The sequence below is a fragment of the Aquabacterium humicola genome (genome assembly GCF_030167915.1).
Taxonomy (GTDB): Bacteria; Pseudomonadota; Gammaproteobacteria; order Burkholderiales; family Burkholderiaceae_C; genus Pseudaquabacterium; species Pseudaquabacterium humicola.
On the sequence record NZ_JARGNB010000001.1, the window covers coordinates 586,357 to 609,296 of the forward strand.

General features: G+C 70.5%; 21 protein-coding genes. All 21 read right to left on the minus strand.

Annotation, left to right across the window (positions count from 1 at the left end):
• Position 1: 1 nt before the first annotated feature.
• The 21 genes from ccmB to P1K89_RS02840 all read right to left on the minus strand — a co-directional run bounded on the left by ccmB (position 2) and on the right by P1K89_RS02840 (position 22,933).
• Entirely contained in the window at positions 2–706 is a 705-nt protein-coding gene (gene ccmB / locus P1K89_RS02740; protein ID WP_284616297.1) for a heme exporter protein CcmB, read from the minus strand.
• 29 nt (positions 707–735) lie between these two features.
• Positions 736–1,407, minus strand: coding sequence for a cytochrome c biogenesis heme-transporting ATPase CcmA (gene ccmA / locus P1K89_RS02745; protein ID WP_284614824.1), 672 nt, complete (start codon positions 1,405–1,407; stop codon positions 736–738).
• A gap of 129 nt (positions 1,408–1,536) precedes the next feature.
• On the minus strand, positions 1,537–1,908 hold the full coding sequence (frdD, locus tag P1K89_RS02750) for a fumarate reductase subunit FrdD (protein ID WP_284614825.1): 372 nt from the start codon (positions 1,906–1,908) through the stop codon (positions 1,537–1,539).
• Positions 1,905–2,300 (minus strand): succinate dehydrogenase/fumarate reductase transmembrane subunit, encoded by a 396-nt coding sequence (locus P1K89_RS02755; protein WP_284614826.1) that lies wholly within the window; start codon positions 2,298–2,300, stop codon positions 1,905–1,907. Before P1K89_RS02755 ends, frdD begins: the two co-directional genes overlap by 4 nt.
• Positions 2,297–3,115 (minus strand): succinate dehydrogenase/fumarate reductase iron-sulfur subunit, encoded by an 819-nt coding sequence (locus P1K89_RS02760; RefSeq protein WP_284614827.1) that lies wholly within the window; start codon positions 3,113–3,115, stop codon positions 2,297–2,299. Before P1K89_RS02760 ends, P1K89_RS02755 begins: the two co-directional genes overlap by 4 nt.
• Positions 3,112–4,905, minus strand: a complete 1,794-nt coding sequence (gene frdA, locus P1K89_RS02765) for a fumarate reductase (quinol) flavoprotein subunit (protein ID WP_284614828.1) — start codon at positions 4,903–4,905, stop codon at positions 3,112–3,114. The genes P1K89_RS02760 and frdA overlap by 4 nt, the downstream gene beginning before the upstream one ends.
• A 22-nt stretch (positions 4,906–4,927) precedes the next feature.
• Entirely contained in the window at positions 4,928–5,653 is a 726-nt protein-coding gene (rquA, locus tag P1K89_RS02770; RefSeq protein WP_284614829.1) for a rhodoquinone biosynthesis methyltransferase RquA, read from the minus strand.
• Positions 5,654–5,771: 118 nt separating this feature from the next.
• Positions 5,772–6,818, minus strand: coding sequence for an ethylbenzene dehydrogenase-related protein (locus P1K89_RS02775; protein WP_284614830.1), 1,047 nt, complete (start codon positions 6,816–6,818; stop codon positions 5,772–5,774).
• 20 nt (positions 6,819–6,838) lie between these two features.
• Entirely contained in the window at positions 6,839–8,911 is a 2,073-nt protein-coding gene (locus P1K89_RS02780; RefSeq protein WP_284614831.1) for an MtrB/PioB family decaheme-associated outer membrane protein, read from the minus strand.
• A gap of 12 nt (positions 8,912–8,923) precedes the next feature.
• A complete protein-coding gene (locus tag P1K89_RS02785; protein WP_284614832.1) occupies positions 8,924–9,889 on the minus strand; it encodes a DmsE family decaheme c-type cytochrome in 966 nt (321 codons plus the stop codon).
• The gene (locus P1K89_RS02790; protein ID WP_284614833.1) at positions 9,886–12,174 is read right to left on the minus strand and encodes an OmcA/MtrC family decaheme c-type cytochrome; all 2,289 of its coding nucleotides are present in this window, start codon (positions 12,172–12,174) and stop codon (positions 9,886–9,888) included. Before P1K89_RS02790 ends, P1K89_RS02785 begins: the two co-directional genes overlap by 4 nt.
• Positions 12,167–12,541, minus strand: coding sequence for a ComEA family DNA-binding protein (locus P1K89_RS02795; RefSeq protein ID WP_284614834.1), 375 nt, complete (start codon positions 12,539–12,541; stop codon positions 12,167–12,169). The genes P1K89_RS02790 and P1K89_RS02795 overlap by 8 nt, the downstream gene beginning before the upstream one ends.
• 10 nt (positions 12,542–12,551) lie before the next feature.
• A complete protein-coding gene (locus tag P1K89_RS02800) occupies positions 12,552–15,314 on the minus strand; it encodes an OmcA/MtrC family decaheme c-type cytochrome (protein ID WP_284614835.1) in 2,763 nt (920 codons plus the stop codon).
• Between the two features lie 63 nt (positions 15,315–15,377).
• Positions 15,378–15,716, minus strand: a complete 339-nt coding sequence (locus tag P1K89_RS02805; RefSeq protein ID WP_284614836.1) for a c-type cytochrome — start codon at positions 15,714–15,716, stop codon at positions 15,378–15,380.
• 63 nt (positions 15,717–15,779) lie between these two features.
• Complete coding sequence (locus P1K89_RS02810; RefSeq protein WP_284614837.1) at positions 15,780–16,385, minus strand: hypothetical protein; 606 nt, start codon at positions 16,383–16,385, stop codon at positions 15,780–15,782.
• The gene (locus P1K89_RS02815) at positions 16,375–17,796 is read right to left on the minus strand and encodes an ethylbenzene dehydrogenase-related protein (RefSeq protein WP_284614838.1); all 1,422 of its coding nucleotides are present in this window, start codon (positions 17,794–17,796) and stop codon (positions 16,375–16,377) included. Before P1K89_RS02815 ends, P1K89_RS02810 begins: the two co-directional genes overlap by 11 nt.
• Positions 17,797–17,877: 81 nt before the next feature.
• The gene (locus P1K89_RS02820; RefSeq protein ID WP_284614839.1) at positions 17,878–18,237 is read right to left on the minus strand and encodes a c-type cytochrome; all 360 of its coding nucleotides are present in this window, start codon (positions 18,235–18,237) and stop codon (positions 17,878–17,880) included.
• A gap of 34 nt (positions 18,238–18,271) precedes the next feature.
• Complete coding sequence (locus P1K89_RS02825) at positions 18,272–20,197, minus strand: cytochrome c3 family protein (RefSeq protein WP_284614840.1); 1,926 nt, start codon at positions 20,195–20,197, stop codon at positions 18,272–18,274.
• Positions 20,194–20,802: a LutC/YkgG family protein gene (locus P1K89_RS02830; protein ID WP_284616298.1), complete on the minus strand. Its 609-nt coding sequence runs from the start codon at positions 20,800–20,802 to the stop codon at positions 20,194–20,196. The genes P1K89_RS02825 and P1K89_RS02830 overlap by 4 nt, the downstream gene beginning before the upstream one ends.
• The gene (locus P1K89_RS02835) at positions 20,802–22,193 is read right to left on the minus strand and encodes a lactate utilization protein B (RefSeq protein WP_284614841.1); all 1,392 of its coding nucleotides are present in this window, start codon (positions 22,191–22,193) and stop codon (positions 20,802–20,804) included. Before P1K89_RS02835 ends, P1K89_RS02830 begins: the two co-directional genes overlap by 1 nt.
• Positions 22,190–22,933: a (Fe-S)-binding protein gene (locus P1K89_RS02840; protein WP_284614842.1), complete on the minus strand. Its 744-nt coding sequence runs from the start codon at positions 22,931–22,933 to the stop codon at positions 22,190–22,192. Before P1K89_RS02840 ends, P1K89_RS02835 begins: the two co-directional genes overlap by 4 nt.
• Positions 22,934–22,940 lie beyond the last annotated feature (7 nt).

Here is a 22,940-nt window from a genome sequence, read left to right on the forward strand (position 1 = left end):
GTCACTCCATCGCAATGCGCAGGGCCGCGGTGATCGCCCACGGCGCGAAGACCGCTGCCAGCAGCAGCATCGCGGCCAGCACCGACCAGTGGCCCTCGACGCCCAGGCCGCTGATGTACGCGTCCACCGAGCCGGCGCCGAAGACCAGCGCCGGGATGAACAGCGGCAGCACCAGCAGCGACAGCACGACCGCTGCGCCGCGGATGCCCAGCGTCAGCGCCGCGCCGATCGCGCCGAGCAGGCTCAGCAGCGGCGTGCCCAGCAGCAGCGAGCCGGTCAGCACCGCCAGCTCGTCGCCCTGCAGGCCGAACTGCAGCCCCAGCAGCGGCGCCAGCAGCACCAGCGGCAGGCCGCAGGTCAGCCAGTGCGCGATCACCTTGCCGATGACCTGCAGCGCGAAGGACTGCGATGCCAGCGCCATCTGCTCCAGCGTGCCGTCGGCATGGTCGGCGGCGAACAGCCGCGGCAGCCCCAGCAGCGTGGCCAGCATTGCAGCCACCCACAGCACGCCGGGCGCGATGCGGCGCAGCAGCGCCGGCTCGGAGCCGATGCCCAGCGGGAACAGGCTGACGACCACGACGAAGAAGAACAGCATCGTCAGCAGCTCGCTGCGGCGGCGCGCGGCGAGCAGCAGGTCGCGCTTGAGCGAAACGGCGATCGCACCGGCCGGCCGCGCGGCGCGCGCGCCCGGCGAGCATGCATCCATCGACGGCAGCACGATGTCGGCGGCCGGCGTCATGTCGCGGGCTCCAGGCGCGCGGCGTCGGCAGCGGCCGCGCGCGAAGCGCCGGCGTCGGGCCGCTGCAGCGTCAAGGCCAGCCCGTTCGGCAGGTCGACCGGCTGGTGGCTCGTCAGCACGACGATGCCGCCGCGTGCGAGCTGGCCGGCAACCAGGGCGTTCAGCAGGCCGATGCCTTCGGCATCGAGCGCGGCGAAGGGCTCGTCGAGCAGCCAGAGCGCTGCCGGCCGCAGCATCAGCTTCGCCAGCAGCACGCGGCGCTTCTGGCCGGCCGACAGCTGGCGCACCGGCAGGTGCTCGCGGCCGGCCAGGTGCAGGTGCTCGAGTGCGTCGAGCAGCGCGTCTTCCGTCGGGCAGAGGCCGTCGAGCGCCAGCATCAGCGCGAGGTTCTCGAGCGCATCGAGCTCGTCCTTGAGCGCGGCGGCGTGGCCGATGTAGATCAGCGCGCGGCGGTAGTCGGCGCCGGCACGGGCGATCGGCGTGCCGTGCCAGCGCAGTTCACCGTGATCGGCGCGGGCCAGGCCGGCGATCGTGCGCAGCAACGTCGTCTTGCCGGCGCCGTTCTCGCCCTGCAGGTGCAGCCAGCAACCGGGGCCGATCGCGAACTGCAGCGGCGCGAACAGCGGCCGTTCGCCGCGGCTGCAGACGAGATCGGTGGCGGTCAGCATGTCGGCATGGCGTGATTGGCTGGCAGCGATCATTCTGCCGGGACCGGGATGCAAGGTTGATCCCCGTCAAATCCGGGGCCGCATCGGCCTCCGGGCCTTCCAGCGGGCCGCGGCGCGCGGCCGGCCGCTTCAGCCGATCGCCAGCAGGCAGGCCGCAGCCGCCAGCGTGATCAACAGCGCGCTGCCGTAGCAGGCCAGCCGGGCGAGGGCGCCGGTGTGCAGGCCGAGATCGTGCAGGCTGTGGAACAGCCGATGCGCCGCGTGCCAGGCGAACAGCGCGATCACCGCCAGCAGCGCCAGCTTGCCCAGCGGATGCTGCGCGAAGCGCAGCACGCGGGCAGGGTCCGCCAGCCCGGGCAGCAGCCCCAGCGGCACCAGCAGCCCGGTGATCAGCACCAGCACTGGCCCGAGCAGCGCCGACAGCATGCCGCCGGCGCCGAACAGGGCCCAGAAGATCGGCGCGTTCGAGCGACGGGGGGCGGGCGTCGTGGGGCGCTTCATCGTCCGATCCACCAGGCCAGCGCCAGCACCACCAGCGTCACCACCGCGGCCACCGCCAGCCCGCTGCGCGTGATGGTCGCCGCGGCCACCCGCTCGCCGCGCACGAACAGCAGCGGCATCGTCTTCGGCATGATCTGGAACCAGCTCAGCGTGTGGTAGGCCATCGCCGCCAGCAGCAGCGCATGCAGCAGCAGCGACGGCACGCTGCGCAGCACCTGCAGCCAGGCCGTGAACGCCGCTTCGCCCTGGCTCAGCCGCCACAGGCCGACCAGCAGCACGATGGCATAGGCGGCGACGCCCAGCGCGGTGGCCTCGCGCCACATGTAGCGCACGAAGAACGGGTCGCGGCGCCACCAGTTGGTCATCGGCCGCACGTAGGGACGCGGTCTCATGTCTTGGCCCCCTTGTCCGTTGCCTTGTCCGTGGCCTTGTCCGCCCCGTTGTGGGCCCCTTTGGGCGCGACGAAGCGCAGGAAGTAGTCCTTCGCGCTCTCGACCTTGTTCTGGTTCACCGCGTTCGCCGGGTCGACGCCTTTCGGGCAGACCTCGCTGCAGTAGCCCACCGCGGTGCAGCTCCAGACGCCTTCTTCTGCGTGCAGCTGCTGCATGCGCTGCACGCGCGCGCCGTCGCGCGAATCGGCGTTGTAGCGGTGCAGCAGCGCGATCGCCGCGGGGCCCAGGAACTGGTCGTCCAGTCCGTACTGCGGGCAGGCGGCGTAGCACAGCAGGCAGTTGATGCAGGAGCTGAACTGCTCGAACATCGCCAGCTGCTGCGGCGTCTGCAGGTACTCGCCGTCGTCCGGCGAGCGGGCTTGCTTCGGCACGATGTACGGCGTGATGCCTTCGAGCTTGCCGATGAAGTCGCGGATGTCGACGACGAGGTCGCGCTCGATCGGGAAATGCGCCAGCGGCTCGATGCGCAGCCGCCCGGCGTGCGCGTAGTCGCGCAGGAAGGTCTGGCAGCCGAGCTTCGGCACGCCGTCGACCATGACGCCGCAGCTGCCGCAGATGGCCATGCGGCAAGACCAGCGGAAGCTCAGCGAGCCGTCGAACTGGTCCTTGATCGCCTGCAGGCCCTGCAGCACCGACATGTCGTCGCTGTAGGGCACGTCGAAACCCTGCCAGCGCGGGGCGCGGTCGCGCTCGCCGTCGTAGCGCATCACCTCGATGCGGATGGTGCGGGCGGGGGGCTGGCCTGGGGTGCTCACTTCGCGGGCTCCGCAAGGGATCGTCGTGCCTGCTCGGCCTGTTCGCCGGCGGCCCCGTAGGCGCGCGTGCCGGGTGGACTGCGGGTGATCACGACGTCCTGGTAGGTGATGCGTGGTGCGTCGCTGCCGCTCCAGGTGGCCAGCGTGTGCTTCAGGAAGCGCGCATCGTCGCGCGCCTCGAAGCCGTCCAGGCGCTGGTGCGAGCCGCGCGACTCGCGGCGCTCGAGCGCGGAGTGCACCATCGCCTGCGCCACGTCGAGCAGGAAGCCGAGCTCGATGGCCGTCAGCCACTCGGTGTTCCAGGCGCGCGAGCGGTCGTCCAGGTGCACCTGCCGGAAGCGCTGCTTCAGCTGCGCGATCGTGTCGCAGGTGGCCTGCATCTGGGCGGCGCTGCGGTAGATGCCGCAGCCTTCTTCCATGCTGCGCGCCATCTCGCCGCGCAGCGTGGCGATGCGGTCGCGGCCGGGCTGGCCGACCAGCGCCAGCGCGCGGGCTTCGGCATCGCGCGCCTGCGCCGCCAGCAGCGCGCTGCGTGCGGGTTGCGCCTCGCGGGCGTGGCGTGCGGCCTCGATGCCGGCGATCTTGCCGAAGACGAGCAGCTCGGTCAGCGAGTTCGAGCCGAGCCGGTTCGCGCCATGCAGGCCGACGCTGGAACACTCGCCGGCCGAGTACAGCCCGGACAGCGGCGACGCCGTGCGTGCGTCGGCGGCGATGCCGCCCATCGTGTAGTGCACCGCCGGCAGCACCGGGATGGGGGCCAGCGCCGGATCGATGCCCAGGTACTGCTCGGCCAGCTCGCAGATCTGCGGCAGCCGCTCGCGCAGCTTCTTGTGGCCGAGGTGGCGCAGGTCCAGGTGCACCACGTCGCCGTGCTTGGTGGCGATCGTGCGGCCCTTCTGCTTCTCGTGCCAGTAGGCCTGGCTCAGGCGGTCGCGCGGGCCGAGCTCCATCGCCTTGTTGCGCGGTGTCGGCTCGGCGGGGCCCAGCCCGTAGTCCTGCAGGTAGCGGTAGCCGTCCTTGTTCAGCAGGAAGCCGCCTTCGCCGCGGCAGGCTTCGGTGAACAGCAGGCCGGTGCCGGGCATGCAGGTGGGGTGGTACTGCACGAACTCCATGTCGCGCAGCGGCACGCCGTGGCGGTAGGCCAGCGCCATGCCGTCGCCGGTGACGATGCCGCCGTTGGTGTTCTCGCGGAATACGCGGCCGGCGCCGCCGGTGGCGATGATCACCGAGGGGGCCTCGATGCAGCGGAACTCGCCGCTGGCGATGTCGATGGCGACGATGCCCTGCACGCGGCCGTCGTCGACCAGCAGGTCGGCGACGAAGTGCTCGTCCAGGCGCTCGATCTGCGGGTACTTGATCGAGGTCTGGAACAGCGTGTGCAGCATGTGGAAGCCGGTCTTGTCGGCGGCGAACCAGGTGCGCTCGATCTTCATGCCGCCGAAGGCGCGCACGTTGACGTGGCCGTCGTCCCGGCGGCTCCAGGGACAGCCCCAGTGCTCCATCTGCACCAGCTCGCGGTGCGCTTCGCCGACGAAATGGTCGACCACGTCCTGGTCGCTCAGCCAGTCGCCGCCGGCAACGGTGTCGTGGAAGTGGTGCTCCAGGCTGTCGTGGGCCTGCGTCACCGCGGCGGCGCCGCCTTCGGCCGCGACGGTGTGGCTGCGCATCGGGTAGACCTTCGAGACCAGCGCGATGCGCAGCCCCGGATCGGCCTCGGCCACGGCGATCGCCGCACGCAGCCCGGCACCGCCGGCGCCGACGATCACGACATCGGTCTGCAAGGTGTCCATCGCTGGGGCTCGCCGTCAGGCCTCAGCGCGTGTAGACGAGCTGCTGGTACAGCCCGCCGAACCAGGTGCGCTTGCACGCAGGCGCGGGGGTGCCGGCCGGCATGAAGGTCTGCACGTCGTGGCGCCAGAGGTCCATCGCATACGGTTCGAGCTTGTCGAACACCAGCCGCATCAGCGGCCGCAGCGGATGCAGCGCGGCCGGGCGGTGGTAGTCGACGATCACCAGCTTGCCGCCGGGCTTGAGCACGCGCATCGCCTCGCTGAGCGTGGCGCGGCGCACGGATTCAGGCTGCTCGTGCAGCAGGAAGAACAGCAGGACCTGGTCGTAGCGCGCGTCCTCGCAGGCCAGCGACGACGAATCGCCCTGCAGCAGCGCGATCCGCTCGTCGGCCGGCATCTTCTTGCCGAGGTTGTGCAGCTGCACCGGCAGCACGTCGACGACGTCCAGCCGCGCATCGGGTGCCAGGCGCTCGCGCAGCCGGGGCGTCAGGTTGCCGTAGACGCAGGCCACCTGCAGCGTATGGCCGCGCACTTCGGCGCCCAGCTCGGCCAGGGCCGCGTCGCGCAGCCGGCCGTAGTTGTTGAACAGGATCAGGTTGACCAGCCACTCGCGCTCGAACAGCTGCACCGCGTTCGGGTGCACGTAGGCCCACCAGTACACCTGCTCGAGGTAGCCCGGGGTCGGCACGGTACGGGGCGCGGCCAGGGTCATCGGCTCCAGCGCGGCTTCGATCGGACGAGAGGACATGCGGGCAACCTTTCCGGTTGGGACGCTTCACGGCGCCCACGTTGACGTGCCGATCAGCGTATGAGTCGCCGCCCGTGACCGCTTGATCGGCATCAACAAACGGCACGCCGTCGGCAGTCTACTTCCCGAACACCATGAACAGCGCGTCGTCGCCGGTGGCATGGCGGACCTGGGCGTTGTCGAAGGCCGCGAAGCCGAAGGCGTAGCGCGCGTCGAGCTTGTCGAACTGCACGTCGAACTTGCTGCCGGTGACCAGCCTGCGGCTGAGGACCGAGGTGTGCACACCGTCCTTCCAGCTCACCGCGACGCGGATGTCGGCGCGGTCGCCCTGCAGCGGGTTGACGATGTACGAGGCCACCTCGTCGCCGGCCTTGAAGCGGCTGTCGTCGAACGGCACCTCGTCGCCGCGCTTGATGTACGGCGTTCCGCCGGCGGTGAGGGCCCGCGCCTCGCGGCTCATGTACTGCGGCTTGCCGTTCGCCAGGCCGAAGGCCGCGTACTCGGGACCGCCCGGATCGCTCTTGCGGCCGGCATTGGGGCTCGTCTTCGCGTCGTAGCGGGTGTGGTCCACGTACTGGTCGTCGACATGGCCCAGCGGCGCGGTGCGGCTGCCCTTCATGTGCCACATGTCGCCGATCTCGCCTTCGTTGGTCGTGTACTTGTTGCCATAGGGCTTGCCCTGGCCCTTGTGGCACAGCGCCGCGCAGCCCTGATCGTCGAAGCCCTTGATCGAATTTGCGATCGGCCAGATGAACGCCCACTTGTCCTCGTAGTAGGTGTTCTCGTCGCCGCCCTTGTTGGCCGCGTCCTTCAGCTGCAACCAGCTGCCGTCGGCCTGCTTCTGGTACGGCCCGCGGCGGATCGAGTGGGTCGGGTCCTTGTACTGCACCAGCATGTACAGCGTGTCGCCAGTGTAGGCGGCGCGCAGCGTGGCGGTTGTCGAGCCGGTGCCGCCGAAGTTCGCGCCGTCGCTCAGCGCCACTTCCAGCGGCAGCGCCCTGGACCACACCGGGTCCGCGGCGCCTGCGGCCGGGTTGGGCGCCGTGCCGGTCTTCAGCGCAACCAGCGTATTGGGCGGCGCCTTCTGGGGCGGTGAAGGCGACTCGCAGGCCCCCAGCAGGGCGAACGAAGCCGCGACGGCCAGCGTCGTGAGTCTCGGTGTCATGAGGTCCTCCTCGGGACGGGTCAATAGCGATAACGAAGCAGCAGGCTCAGCAGGTGCACCGTGCCTCTCGGCGGTTGTTCGCCGAAGGCGAGCAGGTTGGGAACCGTGGCCGGCTGCACGCCGTCGAGCTGCCAGTCGGTGGCCGCGTGGTGCTCGACGCGATAGCTGCCGCTCAGGGTCAGCGTGTCGCTGAAGCGCCAGGCGGCCGTGAGCTTCAGGCTGTCGAGCGCGCCGGTGGCGGTCGGCAAGCCGGGCGCCGACGCACCGGTGCGCACGAGGGTCTGGCTGCGTGCGCGCGAGATCGCGGCCTGCGCGCCGAGCTCGAGCTTGCCCTTCAGCGCGGCGTGCGTGAAGCCGGCGCCGATCAGGCCGAAGCGGTCCTTCACGTGGCCGGTCCAGTCCGGCTGGGTCGCGGTCTGGCTTCCGGCCTGCTGCGACTGCACCGCGTCGCCCTGCGCGAACAGCGTCAGGCGCGTGTTGTCGCCGATGGCCCAGCCGAGGTCGATCGACAGCCCGGCGCTGCGCGCATCGGTCAGTCCCACCGCCGAGCGCGTGTAGTCGTCGGCCGCGCCTTCGGCGGCGATGCCCAGCGCGACGGTCTCGCCGAGCGTGATGTCCGCGCGCACGGACGCGCTGCTGCGCCGGCGGTCGGCCATCGAGAACCGGCGCAGCAGCGGGTTCTCGGGCGGATCGATGCCGGGCAGCGCCTGCCAGGCCGAGGCGTCGCGCTCGGCGCGCAGCAGCTTGACCGTCACGCCGAGGTTGTCCAGCGGCCGCAGGCTGCCGCGCAGCCACAGCGTGTCTTCACGCGTGGTCGCCACTTCCTGCAGCGTGCGCGCGATGCGCTCATGCTCGGCGCCGGCGTCCAGCTTGAAGCTGCCGGGGCCGCGCCAGTCGGCGCCCAGCTTGATGCGGTCGCGCGTGAAGCCGTAGGGCAGCGTTGCGCGCGAGCCGGGCAGCACGAAGAGGTCCGTGGCCACCAGCGGCATCGCCAGCGCCGGCGTGCGGTTGTCGCGCTCGTTCCGGGACAGGCTCGCATGCACCCGCAGCGTGGGCAGCGCATGCGCGCTGACGCGCAGGTTCGCATCCAGCGTGTCGACGCGGCCGTGCAGCGAGCTTGCGGGCAGTGAAGGCACGGCGAGCGCCGGATTCAGCGTCGAGGCCACGAACGGCGTGTTCTGCGTCAGCCGGCCGACGGCAACGTCGCCGCTCACGCGCGCCTGCGGGCCGATGGCGTAGGCGGCATTGGCGAACAGCTGGTGCAGCTCGTTGTCCGGTGCCAGCGCCAGCTGCCCGGTGCCGCCGCCGAGCGCGCCGCTGGCGAACGGGTTCGACCAGGTCAGCGCCTGCTTGTCGTTGCGGAAGATCGACGCGTGGTAGCCCACCGTCGCCTGCAGCGCACGGCCGCCGTAGGTGGCGGCGAGCTCGACCTGGTCGGTCAGGTCGTCGACCGGCAGCACCAGTTGCGCGGCGGTCGAGAAGAACGAGCCGGCGCCTGCCTGCGTGCCGGCACGGCGCTCGTGCCGGATGTCAGCGCGCAGCGTCCAGGCGCCGGTGGGCACGCTGGCGCCGGCATCGATCGTCTCGCGGTCGTAGCCGATGTCGACCCGCCGCAGCGTGGTGGCCAGCGGCATCGCCGCCGTGACCGGCGCCGGGAAGCCGGCGGGCAGCGTCAGGACGCTGCTGCCGACGCCGTTGAACGGCGTCGCGGCGCTGCTGCTCAAATGACGCGGCAGCGCGCTGTAGCCCAGGCGCAGCACGTACCGGCCCTCGTGGCCAAGCTGGACGGCGAGCGCGCGGCTGTCCAGGCCCAGGTCCTCGGCGTTCGCGTCGACGCGGAAGCCCTCGGCACCGCGGTGGCTCAGCGTGCCGCCGAGCACCGCGCGGGCGCCGGAGCGGTCGTAGCCGGTGAAGTCGGCGAAGCGGCGCGTGCGGCCGGACTGCACCGCGATGCCGGCGTCGATGCTGCCGGTGGTGCCGGGCTCGTCGAACGGGCAGGTCGAGCAGGTCCAGGCCGAGGTGTCGACCGCGAGGGCGGGGCTGGCCAGCGCGCCGAGCGCCGCGAGCAGCCAGAGGGGGAGGATCGGCTTCATGGCGGTTCGTCTTCAGCGCATCAGCTTGCTGCCGGCCGGGTGGTTCGATCCGTGCACGCGCGAATGGCAGTTGGTGCAGCTGCCCGCCAGCAGGAAGACCGAGGCTCCGCCGGCCGTGCCGCCACCGGAGGTTGCCGGCAGTGCGGCGCCCGTGCGCGCCACCGCCGGATGGCCGGCCACGCTGTGGCACTGCTGGCACAGCAGCGGCGGGCTCTTGGCCAGCAGCGCGGGCCGCGGCGAGCCGTGCGCGCTGTGGCATTGCGTGCAGTCCTCGGCCACCGGCGCGTGTTCCCACAGGAAGGGACCGCGCTTGTCGGCATGGCAGCTCTGGCAGGCCTGCAGCGTCGTCGGCTTGTTCAGCAGCGCACTCGCGCTGGTGTCCGCGTGCGCGTTGTGGCAATCGGAGCACGCCATCTTGCCTGCCTTCACCGGATGGGCCGAGGCCTTGTGGAAGTCGGCGCGCTGCGCCTTGTGGCAGGCGAAGCAGACCTCCGGCTGGCTCGCCTTGGCCTTGACCGGATCGTTGCCGGTGTGCAGCTTGTGGCAATCGGTGCAGGCGACGTCGCCGCGCGCATGCGGGCCGTCGTGCCACGCGCTGCGGCGGTCGGCCTGGTGGCACTGCAGGCACGCGGCATTGCGCTCGGCCACGGGCAGGAAGGAGTCGGGCCGGAAGCTGATCGTCGTCAGCTTCTTCTTGCTGCCGCTGGCCGAGTGGCGGCCGCCGGGGCCGTGGCAGGCCTCGCACTGCAGGCCGCCCTTGCCGAAGGGCGTGCCGGCATGGCCGCGCTGCGCATGTTTGCTCTTGAAGATGCCGTTGGTGGTGTAGGTGGCCGTGTCGCTGTCGGTGTCGTGGCACTCCAGGCAGGTGTCGGCGCCCTTCTTGCTGTACTCGGTGTCGTGCGGGGTCCAGTCGGCGGCGTGCGCGCCGACGCCGACGGCCATCAGCCACAGGGCGAGGAGCAGGTGGAGTGGCTTCATTTGACGCGGTGCACCGTCTTGACGTCGAACACGCGGCCCTCGCCGTGGCACAGCGTGCAGGCCTCGGTGTTCGAGGCGAGCGCGCTCTGCGTGGCGCCGAAGCGGCCGCCGTTGGCCGGGTCCTGCATGTGCAGCTTCGCCACCGCGCCGTCGTGGCAGGACGCGCACACCGCCACCGTCGGCGACGTGCGCAGGTTGTCCGCGGCATCGGTTCGCGAGGTGCCGGACGAGGTGGTCGTGCCGAGCAGGCCCGCGCCCACCGGCGCCGCCCACGCGCCGGTCAGGCGATAGGTCTCGCCGACGTGGCAGGTGGCGCAGTCCGACAGGCGGCCGGGGAAGTTGACATGGCCGAAGTCGTTGACGCTGCCGCCGAAGCCGTAGACGACGAGGCCCTTGTCGCGCACGCCGCCCTTGTCGGCCTGGCCCGCATGCAGGCCGTGGATCATGGTCTTGAAGTCGATCGACTCCTCCGGCTTTCCGTCGGCGCCGCCGGTGAGCACGCCGTTGGCCGACGGCCGTCGCCCGCCGTCGGTCGCGTTCGGGTTGTGGCAGACCGTGCAGGCGCCGATCTCGTTGCTGCGGTTGTTGCCGTGCAGGCTCAGCACGTCGTGGCAGACATTGCACTTCGCGACGTCGACGACGGTGCGCCGCGTGACGACGGTGCCGGTGACGGCCGTGTCCCTGAACGCGGTCTTCACGGCGAGGCGGTCGGTGTACCGGCCCGGGGTCGTCACGTCGCCCGCCGGGTGGCCTTCGAGGGTGGCGCGCAGGGTGCCCGTCAGCCCCACGGGCAGCGTGACCGGCGACGTCACCGTGTAGGTGCCCGCCGCGCCCGCCGGCGCCGCCGCGGTCAGCGCGTTGATCGTCACCGGCTGGCCGAAGGCCTGGCCGCTGCCGTCGTTGCCGAACTCGGCGGTGGTCCACGCGATCTTCACCGCCAGCGTGCTGGCGCCGCCGGCCGCGGTGAAGTGCGGATCGGCCTGGATGTCGTACGGCGCGCCGCCGGCCGTCGGATCGGTGACGGAAAAGGTCACGACCGGCTTCGCGCCCGGCGTGGTGCCGCTGACCGAGACGATGTTCAGCTGGAAGCGCGCCGCGGCGGCCTTCAGGCGCGCCGGGTAGTCGTGCGCGATCGCCACGTCCTTCGCATCGTTGAACTTGCCCGCCGCGTGGCACAGCGTGCAGGTGCTGTTGTCGGTCGCGACGCCGCCCGAGTGCGCGCGGGTCTGGTACGGCTTCTTCGCGTCGGGCGTGCGGCCGAAGTAGACGTCGTCGTGGCAGCTGCCGCAGGCCGCGATGCTGGGCTGGCTCTTCCAGTGGTCGCCCTGCGGCGTCGCGTTGGCGGCGCCCGGCGTGCCGTCGTGGCAGCGCGTGCAATTGCGCACGTCCTGCGTGAAGCGAACGGCCGAGTAGTCGTGGCCGCCGACGGTGTACGGCGTGCCGGCGCGCACGCTCGGCAGCGCGGCGCCGCCGGCGTTGTAGTGGATGCGGTGCACCAGCACCTTGAAGTCGATGTTGGCGCCGCCCGCGGCCGAGGTGCCGCCGTTGTGGCAGGTCACGCACAGCTTCGTATCGGTGCGGTTGCCGTGCGCCTTCAGCACGTTGTGGCAGGAGTTGCAGGTGGCGCTGGCGGCGATGTCGCGCTGCAGGCTCACGCCGCTGCCGGCGCCGAGGCTCGGCACGAGGTCGAGCACGCCGGTAGCCTCGGGGTAGCTGCGGTTGGCCTGCTGCACCGTCACGCGGTGCGTCAGTGCGGGATCGAAGCGCAGGTCCAGCGGCCGGCCGTCGGCGCCGGTGCAGGGCGCGGGGCAGGGGTTCTTCGCCGCATCGGCGATGTCGGTGGCGAAGGTGTAGCGGTAGCGGCCGCTGCCCAGGCGCTCCAGCGAGCCGAAGGCGTAGCCGCTCGACGACCGTTCCTGCGTGCCTTGCACCAGGCCGTTCGATGCGCGGTTGATGTAGTTCTGCCAGCGCGCGGGCTCGCCGTTGCCGATGGGCACCAGCTTGGCGACGTTGAAGCGCAGGTCCGCCGGCTGCAGGCCGGTCATGCCGGCGCCGGCCTGGTTGGTCACGGTGAACTCGATCACCGGCTTGCCGTCGAAGCGCGCGCTGTCGACGCGGATCGACAGGGATTGCGCCGCCGCGAGCGCGGCCGGGCCGGTGTCGATCGTCGGCGGCAGCGACGGATCCGCGGGTGGCGGGCTCGCGGCGCCACCGCCGCCGCCGCAGCCGGCGAGGGCGGCCGCGAGCGCAGCCGCAGCCAGCAGCGACGATAACGCCCTAAACACGCGGCTTCCCTTTCGGCGCAGCGACGGGCTTGGCGATGATGCGGCCCTTGATCTGCAGGTACACGCCCGCGGGCAGCGCCTTCGTCAGCACCAGGTCGGCCTTGGTCTGGTACGGCCGGTGGGCGACGATGCGATCGGCCTCGGCATCGCCGATGCCGGGCAGCTTCTTGAGCTCGGCGCGGCTGGCGCGGTTGATGTCGACCAGCGGTTGCGCCGGCGGCGCGGCGACCTTGGCGCGGGCCGCTGCCGGCGCGGCCGGGGCCGCGGTGGTGGCTGCGGTGGTGGCCGAGACGGTGGCTGCCGGCGCGGCCGCGGCGACCGCCGCGACGAGCACGGCCGCCACCGCGCCGATGGTGAAGCGTTGCATCACGGCCGGCTCACTTCTCGTGCATCACCTTGATGTCGGCGACCTTGCCCTGCGCGTGGCACAGCATGCACTGCTCGCCGCTGGCGAGCGCGCTGCTGCGCGGGGCGTAGAACGAGCCGCCGTTGGCGCGGATGTGCGACAGGGCCAGGGCCGAGTCGTGGCACGAGACGCAGGCGGTGGCGATCGGCGAGTTCACCAGCGTCGTCGGCGCCGCCGGCGTGGTGGCGCCGGTGCCGAGGTTGAAGCTGAAGCCGGCGCCGTAGTTGACGTCCTTCGTGATGTACGGCGACATCTGGAACAGCGCCAGCGCATTGGCGGTCGAGCTGAACGTGCCGGCCGCCGTCGTGCGGTACAGCCGGTTCGGCAGCGCGTTGGCCGAAGCCGTGTTGCTGAAGTCGTAGCTGCCGGGGACGTGGCAACCCTCGCAGTTCTTCAGCACGCCGGGGAAGCCGATGTCGGCGAACGACTCGGTGGTGCTGAGCGCATGCCAGGTGAACGGCGCCTCGCGCTTGGCGCCGGCGTGGATCGCGTGAACGAAGCTCGTCGAGTCGGCTGACCAGGCGCTGCTGGCGCGGTTGGGCGTGTGGCACCACGAGCAGGTCGTGCCGTCGTTGCGCTGGCCGCCGTGGAAGGCCTCTTCGGTGAAGGTGCCGAGTTCCTGGTGGCAGTTGTTGCAGCGCTTGTCCTCGACGACCGCGCGGCGTCCGGTGAAGCCGTCGGCCACCTTCTGCACGTTGGGCGCGATGACGATCAGGCCGCCGGTCTTGTTCGGCATCGCCGGGTTCAGGCCCGTGGTGGCCGTGGCCGCCGCGATCGGATAGTCCTCCAGGTTGGCCTGCGTCAGCGGCAGCGTGTTGACCACGTTGTACGAGTAGCCGAGGCCGCCGGTCAGCATCACCGCGTTGGCGGGGATCGTGGCGCCGGTCAGCGTGGCGGTGTAGTAGCCGTCGGCGTCAGGTCCGGTGAGCGTGCCCTTGCCGGTGCCGCTCGCGCTGCCGTTCCACAGGCTGCGCAGGTAGCTGGAGACGCTGGCGTTGAAGTCGGCCGGCGCGGCGACGTCGTCCTGCGGCACCGCGAAGACGAAGTACACGCTGGGCGCGCCGACGAAGTTGTCCCAGATCTCCGTCTTGCCCGTGCCCGGCGCATTGAGGTCCGCGCGCGCGCCGTTCTGCAGGATGCGGAACACCATCATCGGGTTGCGGCTGGCATTGAGGGACACGCTCTTCAGGTCATAGCTGACCTTGATCGCGCCCGGCGGCAGCCGGCTCGTGTTCGACGCGATCCACGCGGCGTTGCTGTTCGCGTTGGTGCCGCCGGCCAGCAGCGCATTGCTGGCGCTGGGCGGCGTGACCGGCAGGTGGTTCAGGTCGATCGCGGCAGGCTTGTGGCACAACACGCACAGCGAGTCGTCGGCCTGCGCACCGCCGACGTGGCCGTGCTCGCTGGTCGACAGGCCCTTGACCGCGTCGGCGATCGTGACGCCCTTGCCGGTGGCGAAGTTGATGCCGTCGTGGCAGGACCCGCAGGCCAGCCGGCTCGGCACGTTCTTCCAGTTGTCGCCCTGGGCGGTCTTCGCGCTGGAGGTCGCGCTGCCGTCGTGGCACTTGGTGCAGTTGCGGATGTCCTGCGGGAACTTCACGTGGTTGTACTGCACGCCCGCGTAGTTGTAGTTCTTCTTCGCCAGCATCCCGCCCATGTGGGTCTTGTGGATGTTGTTGGGCATGTCGCCGAGCGCGCGGCCGTCGACGAGCTCGGTGGACGTGCCCGTGAACGTGCGCGTGGCGGCGTCGTACTTCGCTTCGCTGCGGCCGTACTTGCGCTGGTCGGTGTGGCAGACCACGCAGTAGCGCGTCTCGTTGCGGCTGCCGCCGTGGAAGCCGGCGGCCGAGCTCTCGGGGCTGTCGCCCGGGATGCCGCCCAGCTTCTGGTGGCACTCGTTGCACTTGGCGGTGGCGACGATCTCGCGGCTCGCATCGCTGGCGCTGACCGGCTTGCCGGTGGCCGGGATGAAGTCGTAGATCGCGTCGACGGGCTTGGTCATCGGCACGCCGGGCACGACCGTCGCGCCGGTGGCGGTGTTGTTGCCGGTGCCGGGCGCGTTGCCGGACAACTGCAGCGTCAGCCGGTGCGTCAGGCTGGCGTCGTAGGTGAGGTCGCCCAGGTCGGCCTTGTTGTTGGTGCCGCTGACCGTCATGCCGGCCACCTGGTCCTTGACCTTGGTGATGTCGCGGTAGAACGTGTACTTGTAGGTGCCGTTCCGGTTGTCGACCAGCGTGCCGGTGTTGTCGGTGCTCGGGCGCGTCGGCGCGGCGGCGGCGGTGGTGGTGGGCACCGTCGTGACGATGTAGCTGACCCACCTGCTCGGGCTGCCGTTGCTGCCCGGAACCAGCTTGGCGAGCGAGAACGCGATGTTCGGATAGCTCGCCACCGTGGCGGTGGCGGCCTTGCTGGTGCTGCCCAGTCCGATGATCGCGTTGCCGTCGACGTCCGTGACCGCGAAGTCGACCGTGGGCGGACCGCCCGCGATCGTGACCTTGCCGATCGTCACCTTCGGCGCCAGCGCAGCGAAGGTCGCCGGCGGCGTGTTCGCGGTGATCGTGATCGGCGAGGTGCCGGTGGGCACCTGCACCGGCGGCGGCTCGGATGGTGGCGGCGTCACCGGCGGCGGGGCCGGTTCGCTGCCGCCGCCTCCTCCTCCGCAACCAGCCAGCATCGCAACGATGCCGAAGGCCATCGAGGCCGCCAGGCCCCATGAGGTCAACGTACGCTTCATGTCGTCCTCCGTCGGTGCGGAACGGGCAGCGGCGCCGTTGCCGCTGCCCGGGGCTGTCTCATGTCATTGCGCGAGGATCCAGCTCACGAGGTTCTTGATCTGCGCGTCGTCCTTGGACTTCACGGCGCCGTGCTCTTCCTCGGAGCCGTCGTCGAGCTTGACCTTGGTGGTCTTGGTGATCAGGTCGCGCAGCTTGCCTTCGCCTTCGGCCGTCTTGCCCTTGTACTTGGCGGAGGTCTTCTGGAACGACGGTCCCTTCTTCGACTTGTCGATGCCGTGGCATTTCATGCAGCCGCTGTCCTTGGCGAGCTTCTGCGCTGCATCGGCGTCCGGCGTGGCCTGCGCGGGATTCGCCAGCACGAGGGTCGTGGCCAGCATGGCCAGCAGGGCGGGGATCTTCATGCATGTCTCCTTGCGGTCCTGGTCGAGTGTTCTCGCCGTGGTGGTGGTTTGGGTTGATGAATATCAGTCGGTGGTGCGGGCGACGGCGCGACCGTGGTGACGGCGCCTCACGAGCAGCGCGATCAGCGGCAGCCCGAGCGCACCGGCCGCGATCGCCGCCACCATCGGGTTCGGCACGTAGAAGGTGTCGTAGACGTTCCAGCCGAGGGCGTCGAACATCAGCGACACGGCGGTCGGGTTGCCCGCGATGTGCCCGCCGACCGTGCCGGTCACCGTGACCAGCAGCGTGCCCAGGCCCGCCAGCGCCAGCATCAGCCAGCGGTTGCCGCCCTGCCAGGCGCTGTTCCCCAGCCGCCACACGGTGACGAGGAAGACGCTCCAGTAGGCGATCGACCAGGCGCCGGCCAGGATGTGGTTGCGGATCAGCGGCGAGGCGCTGGCGGCCGTCAGCGAGAAGATGAAGAAGCCGGCGGCGAACGCCGCGATGCCCGAGGCCACGCCCAGCGCGACCAGCAGCGGCAGCACGCGGCCCGCGGCGCTGGCGGTGGGGCCGTCGAACAGCGCGCGGAATACGACGACCAGCGACACCGTGGTCCAGATCGCCACGGGGAAGTGCACCAGCACCGCATGGAACGGTGCCAGCAGGCGGATGAAGACCTCATAGTTCATGCTGGGCTCCCGGTCGCGGCAGCAGGAGGTTCAGCGCGAGGCCGAAGCCGGCGATCAAGGCCAGTCCGGACACCAGCGTCGATACCCACTGGCGGAAGATCTCGTCGGCGAACACCGCCTCGACGCTGTAGTGCGAGAGTTGCTTCTCGCTGTGCCGGAATTTCACCGGCACGCCCTTGTCGATGTACTTCGATCCGGCGTGCTTGGCGCTCGACAGCGTGGCCCACGCGATGCGGCCGGGGAAGAACAGCGTGACGTCGCTCCACGGCTGCTCCCACTTCGGCGCCTCGCCGGTGGGGATGTTGACGGCGTTGATCTGCGCCTCGCGGTCCAGCCCCAGCGTGGCCGGCAACGACACGTAATGAAAGCGGCTGCCGTCGGTGGTGCGGTGCAGGCCGAAGGCGATCGTGTAGACGCCCTTGTCGAGCATCGCCTTGTCCTCGTCCGGATGACCGGTGTTCAGCGCGCGTGTCAGCGTGACGTCGCGCAGGCCGTTGGCCCAGGTCGGCGTGCCGTGCACGGTGACGTCGCCGGCAGACCCTTCGCTGGGGCGCATCACGCGGCGCGGGATGGTGTCGCCATCCTTCCACGCCTGCGCCGCATCGAACGCCACCGCGTCCTCCTGGCGCAGGTAGGTGTCGGCATCGGCGAGCTTGCCGCTGGTGACCTCGCTCCACGCCAGCGCGCGGCGGCCGCCGCTCTTCTTCGGGTCCAGCATCCAGCGCGGCTGCCCGGCCTTGTTGTCCCAGTTGGTCGAGAACAGCACGCCGCGGCCGGTGTCGCTGTAGCGCGCCTCGGCGATCACGCCGTCGTCGGCCTTGCCGATCGGGTTGGTGCGGTTCATGTGCCACTGCCACAGGTCGACGAAGTAGCCGGCGGCGCGCAGCCGCGCGAGCTCCGGCTCGGGCACGACGGTCGACCAGTCGCCCGGGCGCTGCCGCGTCGACGGCAGGTACTTGCCGACCTCGCGCTGGCCCTTCTTCGCGCCCAGGTAGGGGTGCGCGGCGACCTCCTCCTCGCCCCCGTCGTCGCCGCTGGACCACATGCGCACGTTGGCCATCACGTAGGCGCCGTAGCGGCCGAACTCGGGCACGCTGCCGTCGTCGATCATCATCGCGACGCGGTCCTCGTAGTCGCCCTCCGACTTGGCCTGGCCTTCGCGGATCCACTTGCCGCCCTCGTGGCGCAGCATGTCGACCTCGATGTTGCGCTTGGGCGTCGGCCAGCGGTAGCGCACCCAGATGCGCTGGCCGTCGAACGCGGCCTTGACCTGCAGCGGCACCGTGCGCTCGGCGGGGATCTCGATGCCGCGGGCCGGGTCGTTGCGGATGATGCCGCGCCCGTGCGTGAGCCAGGCGGCGGTCAGCAGCGCAAAGAAGACCACGACGCAGCCGTACATCCAGCGTCTCATGATGGGGCTCCCGCGGGCCCGCGGCCCGGTTCCACCGACAGGGAATTCGCCCCTTCGGGCGGCCGTGCGGCGCTCACGATCTCACTGCGCCAGGATCCACTGCACCAGGTTGCGGATCTGTGCCGCGTCCTTGGTGTCGACGGTGTCGTGCTCCTCCTCGGTGCCGTCCGGAAACTTCACGCGCGGCGAGGTCGTCAGGTGGGTGATCAGCTTCTCCTCGGCGTCGGACTTGCCGCGGAACTTCGCGGCCGTCTTCTGGTACGACGGACCCTTCTTCGACTTGTCCGCCGCATGGCACTTGGTGCAGCCGCTGGCCTTGGCCAGTTTCTCCGCCGCGGCCGCATCGGGGGCGGCGGCGGCAGGCACCGCAAACGCACAACAACAGGCAAAGACAGCGGCCAGTGCGCCGAGGCCGCGGGGGGAAGGTGCCGTCGATGTCATGGTGGTCTCTCCATCTGAACCGCATGGATGACGGTCATGCGCCCATGCTGCGCAGGAATCCCTTGCCGATCAGGACCAGCAGCACGAGGCCGCAGCCGATCAGGAAGAAGCCGAGCGCGTGCGACGCCAGCGTCATCGGCCGCGACGGCGCGTCGACCAGGTGCTTGTGCAGCTCGCCGTTCTCGACCAGGCGGCGGTACTGCACGCCGTGCTCGCGCGCGAAGTGCTCGATCGGCATCGAGCCGGTGAACATCACCGGGTCGAACGGGAACTTGTCGGGCCGGAAGTGGTTGTTGAAGAAGTGCACGGTGAACAGGAACACCGCGGCCAGGAACGCTTCTTCGCCGTGCGCGATGGTCGCGACGTTGAACACCCAGCCCGGCAGGACCTTCGCCGTGGCCTCGGGGAACCACATCATGAAGCCACTGACGCCGACGATCGTGACGCCCCAGAACGGCGCCCAGTAGTCGAACTTCTCCCAGTAGGTCCAGCGGTCGAAGATCGGGCGCGGGCCGCGGCCGACGAACCACTTGAACATCGCGACCACGTCCTTCAGGTCCTGCAGGTTCGGGATCAACGAGTCGGGGCCGAAGATCCTGAACGTGCGCCAGTTCCGCACCAGGTAGACCACGATGTAGACGAGGTGGATCACGAAGATCGCCGAGAAGACGATCGCCGAGACGCGGTGGATCAGCCCCGCGACCTTCGGGCCGCCGAGCGCGCGCACCACCACCGGCGCCCACTCGCTGCCGGCGTACATGAGCGTCATGCCGGTCAGCGTGAGCAGCATCAGGCTGACGGCGAACAGCAGGTGGCCCAGGCGCCACCACGCGTTGAAGCGGTGCACCGCCTTGCCGGGCGGCAGCCCCAGCGAGGAGACATCCACGTGCGGCGCGCGCTTGCCGTGGCGGCGGTCCTGGATCTCGCGGTACAGCCACATCAGCAGGTGCACCCAGAAGAACGCGAAGGTGCCCAGCAGCAGGCCGGCCATGAACTTGGTGGCCAGCCACACCTGTGGGTAGCGTTCGAAGTCGTGGCTGGTCGCGTGCGGCTGGAAGCTGACGAAGCCGGCGGTCGCCTGCTTGTGGCACTTCTGGCAGGTCTCGAGCCGGTTGTTCAGGTGGATCTTGGAGGTCGGGTCGTCCAGCTTCTTCACGGCATGGTTGTCGTGGCAGCTGAAGCACTGCGCGGTGTTCGTGTAACCCAGCGCGGTGACCTGGCCGTGGTAGGTGTCGGTGTAGGACTTGCCGCGTTCCTGGTGGCAGCCGATGCAGGCCTGCGTGGTGTGCAGCTTGGCCGATGGCTGCGACATGCGGTCGACGCCGTGCGGGTTGTGGCAGTCGGCGCAGATCGCGGCCTTGGCATCGCCCTTGGCGATCTTGGCCCCGTGCACCGAGCCCTGGTAGTCCTCGAGCTGCGTGTCGTGGCAGGTGCCGCAGGCGGCGGGCACGCCCAGGCGCCAGGCCGTGCGCTCAGGGCCCTCCTTCGGAATGCGGCGGAAGGCATGCGCGTTGTGACAGCCGGCGCAGGTGGCGTTGGCCTTGTCCGGCTCGTCGGTGTTGGGCTTCGAATGCACCGATCGCTTGTAGGCCTCGGCCTGGTCCAGCACCAGTTTGACGTCCGGCCGCGACGCGTCGCGGCCATCCTTCTTCAGCTGCTCCCACAGGTTCTGGTGGCAGCTCACGCAGTCGGGCGGCGCCACGCCGGTCTTCTTGTGCGGCGTCTGGTTGTCGACGACGTCCTTGTGGCAGTCGTTGCATTCCAGGTAGGTGTGGGTGCTCCTGGCGAGCGCGGACTTGTGCACCGGCTTGAGCTCGCGCTTCTTGCCGTCTTCGCCGGTGGCCTGCAGCGTCTTGCTGCCGTCGTGGCAGTTCAGGCATGCGGCGCTCGTGCCATCGGCCGCCTGGATGCCGGGCGCCGCGAGCAGGAAGACGAGCAGCGCGAGAATGCGGAAGTTCATCGAATGCCTCGTTGATTGTTCTGATGCGGCATCGCCACCACGGTGAGCGTGCGAATGCCTTGCGCGCCGCGGACCAGCACGCCCTCGATGTCCGCGGTGGCCGATGGGCCCGTCATCAGCGCCGCGTAGCCCGCGTCGAAGAACGCGCGCTCGCGGTAGGCGTGGTGCAGGTCGGGCAGGATGCAGGCCGGATCGAGCAGCACCACCAGGTGCTGCGACAGGAAGCCGAGCGCGTTGACGCCGAGCTCGCGTTCGCTCAGCGCCACCGAGCCCGTCTCGGCGATGCCGAAGGCCGCGCGCACGACGCCGACATCGACGTCGTCCAGCGTCGCCGGTGCCAGCGCCGGGTCGAGCCGGCGCGTGCCGCCGGCTTCCGGCACGGCCGAGCACATCACGCGGGCACCGGGGAAGGCATCGCGCAGCCAGGCGTCGAGCGACTGGCCCGGCGCGGGCGTGCCGACCGCGCCGCCCATGCGCGTGAGCGCGGCCGTGAACGCGTCCCACGGCGATGCCGCGGCGCGGTGGAAGTCGGGCAGCGCCGGCAGCGGCTCGGCCGGCGGCAGGTTCGCGCGGACGCGCGCCAGCACCAGGTCGCGGCTGCCGATCATGTCGGGCCTCCACGTGCCTTCAGGTACCACTGGCGGAAGGTCTGCGGCGGTGCGGCCGGCACTTCGCGCTGGCGCCCCCATGCGTTGAAGGGGTTGTAGACCAGCGATCGCGGCAGGTGGTCGATGCCGGCGGCCGCCGCTTCGACCGCGGCGCGGTACAGGCGCGGCCGCGCCAGGATCTTGCCGGCCACGCGCATCGCCTCGCGCTTGACCAGCGGCAGCTGGCGCCGCTCGGCGATGACCTGGCGCCACTTGTAGATCTGCTCGTGGATGTTGATCTTCACCGGGCAGACGCTGGTGCAGCTGCCGTTGAGCGTGCTGGCGAACGGCAGCGCGCTGTACTTGCGCAGGTCGAAGGTCGGATCGATGATCACGCCGATCGGGCCCGAGTACGTTGCGCCATAGCTCAGGCCGCCGGAGCGCCGGTAGACCGGACAGGTGTTCATGCATGCGCCGCAGCGGATGCACTTCAGCGAGTACCAGAAGTCGGCCATGCCCAGCCGCTCCGACCGGCCGTTGTCGACGAGCACCACGTGCAGCTCGGTGCCCGGCCGCGGCGCGCGGAAGTGCGAGGTGATCTGTGTGATCGGCGACCCCAGCGCACTGCGCGACAGCATGCGCACGAAGACGCCCAGGTGCTCCAGCGTCGGGATCAGCTTTTCGATGCCGATCGAGGCGATGTGCAGCGGCGGCAGGTTGGCGCTCAGGTCGGCATTGCCCTCGTTGGTGCAGACCACGAAGCTGCCGGTCTCGGCGATCGCGAAGTTCGCGCCCGTCAGGCCGGCGCCGGCGGCCAGGTACGCGGGCCGCGTATGGCGGCGCTGGCTCTCGGCCAGGTAGGGCACGTCGTCGTTCTCCGGATCGGTGCCCAGCGCGGGGCCGATCGTGCGGCCGAAGACCGCGGCGACGTCGCCGCGCAGCTTGTGCACCGCCGGCACGACGATGTGGCTGGGCGGTTCGTCGTCGAGCTGCTGGATGCGCTCGCCGAGGTCGGTCTCCATCACGGTGATGCCGCGCTGCTCGAGATACGGCCGCATCTCGCATTCGTCGGTCAGCATCGACTTGCTCTTGACCAGCAGCGTGACGCCGCGCTCGTCGAGCAGGCGGTGCACGATCTCGTTGTGCTCGGCCGCGTCGCGCGCCCAGTGCACGACGATGCCGTTGGCCTGCGCGTTGCGCTCGAACTGCTCCAGGTAGTCGGCCAGGTGCGTCAGCGTGTGCGCCTTGATCGCCGAGGCCAGCTCGCGCAGCGTCTCCCACTCCGGCAGGCCGTGCGCCTCGCGGTCGCGCTTGCCGCGCAGGTCCCACAGGCGCCGGTCGTGGAACGCGGCATGGCTGCTGGCCGCGATGAACGTCGACGACGCCTCGGCGTGGTCGACCCGCTTCATGCCGGGTCCCCGTTCAGGACCTGCGCGATGTGCCGGAACTTCAGCGGCAGCCCGGCCCGCTCGGCGCAGCCCTTCTGGTGCATCAGGCAGGACATGTCCGGCGAGACGACGTAGTCGGCGCCGGCGTCGCGGTGGTCGGCCACCTTGTCATGCCCCATGCGGCCGGACACGGGTTCCTCGAACACCGAGAACGTGCCGCCGAAGCCGCAGCATTCGTCGGGTCGCCGCGGTTCGACGAACTGGATGCCGCGCACCGACTCGAGCAAGGCGCGCGGCTTGTTCCAGCGCGGCTCGCCGATCTCCGAGCACTGCGCCTCGTTCAGCCCGCGCAGCGTGGCGCAACCGATGTGCAGGCCCACCTTGTGCGGGAATCGGGCCCAGGGGAACTCGCGCACCTCCAGCACGTCGTGCAGGAACTCCACCAACTCCCAGGTCCGTGCGCGCACCTGCGACACCACCGGCGTCTGCTCGATCGCCGTCAGGTGCCTGCGCACGTGGTGCGCACAGCTGCCCGAAGGCGTGACGATGAAGTCGTGCGCCGCGAAGTTGCGCACGAAGAGCGCCTCGGCCCCGCGGGCATCCTCTTCGCAGCCGCTGTTGGCCATCGGCTGGCCGCAGCAGGTCTGGTCCAGCGGGTAGTCCACCTCGCAGCCAACGCGCTCGAGCAATTCGAGCGTGGCGATGCCGACCTCGGGGAAGAAGGCATCCACGTAGCAGGGGATGAACAGACCGACCTTCATCCGGAAC

Excerpts from the sequence above, each read along its gene's own strand:
- ccmB (WP_284616297.1), bottom strand. The coding sequence starts at position 706 with ATGGATGCATGCTCGCCGGGCGCGCGCGCCGCGCGGCCGGCCGGTGCG.
- ccmA (WP_284614824.1), bottom strand. The coding sequence starts at position 1,407 with ATGCTGACCGCCACCGATCTCGTCTGCAGCCGCGGCGAACGGCCGCTG.
- frdD (WP_284614825.1), bottom strand. The coding sequence starts at position 1,908 with ATGAAGCGCCCCACGACGCCCGCCCCCCGTCGCTCGAACGCGCCGATC.
- P1K89_RS02755 (WP_284614826.1), bottom strand. The coding sequence starts at position 2,300 with ATGAGACCGCGTCCCTACGTGCGGCCGATGACCAACTGGTGGCGCCGC.
- frdA (WP_284614828.1), bottom strand. The coding sequence starts at position 4,905 with ATGGACACCTTGCAGACCGATGTCGTGATCGTCGGCGCCGGCGGTGCC.
- rquA (WP_284614829.1), bottom strand. The coding sequence starts at position 5,653 with ATGTCCTCTCGTCCGATCGAAGCCGCGCTGGAGCCGATGACCCTGGCC.
- P1K89_RS02775 (WP_284614830.1), bottom strand. The coding sequence starts at position 6,818 with ATGACACCGAGACTCACGACGCTGGCCGTCGCGGCTTCGTTCGCCCTG.
- P1K89_RS02780 (WP_284614831.1), bottom strand. The coding sequence starts at position 8,911 with ATGAAGCCGATCCTCCCCCTCTGGCTGCTCGCGGCGCTCGGCGCGCTG.
- P1K89_RS02785 (WP_284614832.1), bottom strand. The coding sequence starts at position 9,889 with ATGAAGCCACTCCACCTGCTCCTCGCCCTGTGGCTGATGGCCGTCGGC.
- P1K89_RS02795 (WP_284614834.1), bottom strand. The coding sequence starts at position 12,541 with ATGCAACGCTTCACCATCGGCGCGGTGGCGGCCGTGCTCGTCGCGGCG.
- P1K89_RS02800 (WP_284614835.1), bottom strand. The coding sequence starts at position 15,314 with ATGAAGCGTACGTTGACCTCATGGGGCCTGGCGGCCTCGATGGCCTTC.
- P1K89_RS02805 (WP_284614836.1), bottom strand. The coding sequence starts at position 15,716 with ATGAAGATCCCCGCCCTGCTGGCCATGCTGGCCACGACCCTCGTGCTG.
- P1K89_RS02810 (WP_284614837.1), bottom strand. The coding sequence starts at position 16,385 with ATGAACTATGAGGTCTTCATCCGCCTGCTGGCACCGTTCCATGCGGTG.
- P1K89_RS02815 (WP_284614838.1), bottom strand. The coding sequence starts at position 17,796 with ATGAGACGCTGGATGTACGGCTGCGTCGTGGTCTTCTTTGCGCTGCTG.
- P1K89_RS02820 (WP_284614839.1), bottom strand. The coding sequence starts at position 18,237 with ATGACATCGACGGCACCTTCCCCCCGCGGCCTCGGCGCACTGGCCGCT.
- P1K89_RS02825 (WP_284614840.1), bottom strand. The coding sequence starts at position 20,197 with ATGAACTTCCGCATTCTCGCGCTGCTCGTCTTCCTGCTCGCGGCGCCC.
- P1K89_RS02835 (WP_284614841.1), bottom strand. The coding sequence starts at position 22,193 with ATGAAGCGGGTCGACCACGCCGAGGCGTCGTCGACGTTCATCGCGGCC.
- P1K89_RS02840 (WP_284614842.1), bottom strand. The coding sequence starts at position 22,933 with ATGAAGGTCGGTCTGTTCATCCCCTGCTACGTGGATGCCTTCTTCCCC.